3 protein-coding genes are annotated in these 4,075 nt (G+C 71.9%); 1 reads left to right on the top strand and 2 read right to left on the bottom strand.

The features are described from left to right. Nucleotides 1–94: 94 nt before the first annotated feature. Entirely contained in the window at nucleotides 95–1,852 is a 1,758-nt protein-coding gene (locus EYA84_RS27965; RefSeq protein ID WP_131056870.1) for a CDP-glycerol glycerophosphotransferase family protein, read from the bottom strand. A gap of 183 nt (nucleotides 1,853–2,035) precedes the next feature. After that, nucleotides 2,036–3,820 (bottom strand): DUF6077 domain-containing protein, encoded by a 1,785-nt coding sequence (locus tag EYA84_RS27960; RefSeq protein ID WP_236145996.1) that lies wholly within the window; start codon nucleotides 3,818–3,820, stop codon nucleotides 2,036–2,038. 58 nt (nucleotides 3,821–3,878) lie between these two features. Between EYA84_RS27960 and EYA84_RS33670 the strand changes: the two genes are divergently transcribed. After that, the coding region (locus EYA84_RS33670) for a hypothetical protein (RefSeq protein ID WP_236145995.1) at nucleotides 3,879–4,075 on the top strand (197 nt) is incomplete at its 3' end.

Raw genomic sequence — 4,075 nt, 5'->3', positions numbered from 1 at the left:
ACCAGACAGGCCCGGGACGGTGGCCCGCCGATGCCGGACGGCGACGCGCCCGGGACGACAGGTCGTCCCGGGCGCGTGGCGGTCGTGATGCGGGTCAGCGGCAGAGCCGCCCGATCTCCTCGGCGAACCGGTCCATCGGGTTCGCCTCGGCCGGGCCGAGCAGATAGGTCTTCAGGTCCCGGCGGGCCTCGGTCATCGGGTCGTCACCGGCCCGGGTCACCGCGACGATCTTCTCCAGCTCACCACAGTCCGCCGCGAGCAGGTACGCCGCCCGCGAGGTGGGGAAGGTCCGCCGGAACTCGTCCTCGGGCAGCCCGGCCGGGTTGGCCACCACGTACGGCCGCTGGCTCTGCACGAAGTCCGACACGACGCTGGAGACGTCGCTGATCAGCAGGTCGGTCTCGTTGAAGCAGTCGAACAGCGCGGGCACCCGACCGGTGACCACCCGGTGCGCCGGACCGTCCAGGCTGGACGCGTCGACGTCGCCGCCGGCCGCCCGGATCCGCTCGACGATCCGCTGGTGCACCGCCTTGGCCTGCTTGGAGCGGGTGCCGGTCAACGGGTGCGGCTTGTAGATCAGCCGGACCGCCGGACGGGTGGCCAGCAGCGTGGCCACGATCCGGTCGCCCATCAGCATCAGCGAGGTGTGGTACGGGTCGTCGTCGAGCCACCCCTCCCAGGTCGGCGCGTACAGCACGGTGAACGGGCGCTCGACGGCCTCCGAGCCGAAGGTGTGCAGGCCGGCCAACTGCGGGCGGCCGATCTCCACGATGTCGGCGTCCAGCACGCCCACCCCGGCCCGTGCGTACCGCTCCCGACCGGCCAGGCCGGCGACCCAGACCTCGTCGTACACCTTGCTGTACGGGTTGACGCTGGCCGCCTTGTCACTGTCGCCGTGACCGACGAAGACGTGCTTCATGCCCGGCTCACGCAGCATGTGGATGTTCGGCCCGACGTTGGCGGCGTACAGGGTGGCCCGGATGCTGCTCTTGTCCAGGTTCATGAAATCCGGCGCGGCCGGCACGAAGATCACCGGCAGCCGGGTGTCGGCCAGCTCCAGGAAGGCGTCCCGGCTGCGCATCAGCACCACCCCGCGACGGCCCAGCGCCTCGATCGGCGCCAGCCACATGTTCGCCTGGTAGACGTCCTTGGCCGGGCCGGCGAAGTAGAGCGCCACCTCCGGGCGGTAGCTGTTGAGCCAGTTCTGCACGGCCGGCAGTTGCGGGCTCTGCCCGGTGCCCCGGCCGCGCAGCCAGGTGAAGGCGACGATGCCGCCGACCACCCCGGCCAGCCCGACGGCCACCAGACCTGCCACGAAGACCGGCGTCACGTCGTCGGCGACGACGGCCACCACGGCGGCCGGGATGAGCAGGACGTTCGCCCACGGCAACCGGTCACCGGCCACCTCGGAGGCCCACTCCGGCGGGCGGGGGGCGGACCGCATCCGGCCCAGGTCGATGTTGCGGACCAGGGCCGAGACCGGGTTGCGCCGGTCGATCATCCGGTTGAACGCCCCGGCGAAGACGGCGACCAACCAGACCGCGGCGGGCAGCAGGAGCAGCAGTGTCAGCTCGGTGCCGGTCAGCGACACCTGGGAGGCGACCAACACCACCACCGACAGGTCCCGGCCCAACTGCCGGTAGACCCGGTTGATGCCGACCTTCTGCAGGAGGGTCGCGGTGGCCGGTGACCACCGTTCCACGGCGAACTCGCCCAACACCGCCGCCATTCCGGCGACGGCGAAGAGGGCCACCCACCCGAACGCGCCAGCGGCGAGTAACACCAGGTAGGACGCCACCAGCAGGGCGCCACGCGCGGCGACGCCCACGCGTGAACTCAACATGCCGAACAACGAGTACGCTCCCTAACGAGATCGATGACCGGCTGGATACGCCTCGAACGGCCGCCAGCGTAGCTGCGACCTTAACGCGAAACCTCGCCGGGACAACGCTCGGGTATCCGGCATCTTTCGCCCAAACCGTCGATCACTCGAAACGGACGGTCCACGTAACCGACCCGAAATCCGCCGGACGCGTCAGTTCCGACGCAGACAGGTGACCCCGCCCGGCTGGTCGGGCACCGGCGGCGGCAACTCGGCGAACTCGGCGTACCCGAGTCGGGCCGCGGTCCGTCGGGCGAACCGGTTGCCGTTGTAGACACAGATCGTCCCGACGTCCAGCCGCTCCAGCGCCTCGGCCACCTCGTCCCGGGTCGGTCGACCCTCCGCCGGTCCCCCGTCGGAGAACCGGGTCAACAGCAGCCGGTCCTTCGCGAACTGCGACTCCAGGTCGTACTCGACCAGGTAGAAGTCGCGCGGCAGCACGACGCGGACCTGACTGGTCACCATCGGCATGGCCCGCATGATGGTGGCCGGCGCGAGCAGGAAGCCGTCCGGCCGGTCGAGGGTCACGATCCACTCCGCGATGACCTGCCGCCGCTCCGGGATCTTCCAGCTCGGCCGGTCGCGCATCTCCACCCAGCTCCGCTCGGACCACATCGGAGTGGCGTAGACGGCGAACGACGCGATCATCGAGCCGGCCAGCACCACGCCCACCAGGGCGCGTACCGAACGGAACCGGGTGGGCAGCCAGACCGTGCAGAGCAGCCCGATCAGCGCGGGCAGGGCGAGCAGCCACGGCACCCGCCAGAGCACCACCGAGATGCCGGTGAGCGAGCCGAGCCACTCCAGCACCCCGGGCACCATCAGCACGCTCAGCGTCAGCGCACCGCCGGCGGCCAGCAGCCCCGCCGTACGACGACGGGCCAGCAGCGGACCGCACCACAGGGCGAGTCCGCCGATCACGCCGACGATGCCGATCTCGAAGGTGCGCCGGTAGGTGTACGCGGCGTCGTAGGCGACCGCGTCCGCCCCGTCCGCGGTGCCCTGCCCCAGCACGATCTGGGTCAACACCACCGAGCCGACCGGGTACGCCAGGGCGACGACGCCGACCAGCAGTGCCGACTTCCAGCGCCCGACCAGCAGCATCATCAGCGCCGCCCCGCCGACCAGCATCGGCAGGATGATCGCCGCCGTGGTGGTCAGCCCGATGGCGGTGACCGACAGCGCGAAGATGAGCACCAGGTGACGCTTGCGCCCGTCGTCGAACCAGCGGGTCAGGTAGTACCACATCAACGGCACGACAGCCGACACGAACATGCCCTTGCCCTCGTACAGCCGGGGCAGGTGGAAGGTGCCCAGCGCGGCGTCCGAGCCGGCGACCAGCGCGAGGAACGCGGCGGCCACGGTGAAGGCCAGCACCGGACGGCGCGGCGCCCACCGGTGCACCACCCGCCAGAGCGCGAGGACGGCGAGCACCGCCATCACCGGCAGCAGCAGGAACCAGGTCGCCGAGGAGGCGTGCATGTCGAGGAACCGGCCCAGCGCGCCGGCCAGCACCTCGATGCTGGCGGTCGGCGGCAGCGACGCCATCGCCGGGAGGACGTTCTCGCTGAACAGGAAGTCGTTGAGCGGCACGATGTCGCGTTCCGCCACCCACACCGACCGGCCCACGTAGTAGACGTCGTCGGGGGTGTTGCGGGCGATGTAGAGCGAGGCCGCCGCCGCCACACCGGAGATCAGCAACGCGTACAGCGCCTGCCAGGCGTTCGGGGCGGGCGCCGAGGGCCGGCTCGGCGGCACCCGCCGCCAGGTCCACACGGTCAGCACCGCCATGCCGACGGCGGCGACCGCACCGGTGGAGGCGGGCCACCACCAGGAGATGTTCTCGCCCGCCGGGGTGCCGGCCAGGCCGGCGGTGACCGCCGCCGCCACGCCGAAGAGCAGGACGACCGCCGTCGCCAGGCGCTGGGCGACCGGCATCCGGCTGGGCCGGTCCGTCGGCGTACCGGCAGACCCGTCCGCGCCCTCGGCCGGCGTCGTGTCCGGCGTCGTCCCGGCGCGCGTCGGCGCGTCCGCGCCGATCGCGGTGTCGGGATCCGGCGTGGCGTCGGTGCTCGTCGTAGCGTCGGTGCTGTCGGTGCTCGTCGTGCTGTCGGTGCCTGCGGGGCTGTCGGTGCTGGTCGGGCTGTCGGTCGCGGTGGGGCGGGACGGGTCGCTCGGGTCCGCGGGCGGAGC

It is taken from the genome of Verrucosispora sp. SN26_14.1 (genome assembly GCF_004307965.1).
In the GTDB taxonomy this organism is placed as follows: domain Bacteria; phylum Actinomycetota; class Actinomycetes; order Mycobacteriales; family Micromonosporaceae; genus Micromonospora.
This window is presented reverse-complemented; position numbering and strand designations above follow the sequence as displayed.

Bases quoted from the DNA above. Each gene is read 5' to 3' on its own strand.
- EYA84_RS27960 (WP_236145996.1), bottom strand. From the start codon at position 3,820: ATGCCGGTCGCCCAGCGCCTGGCGACGGCGGTCGTCCTGCTCTTCGGC.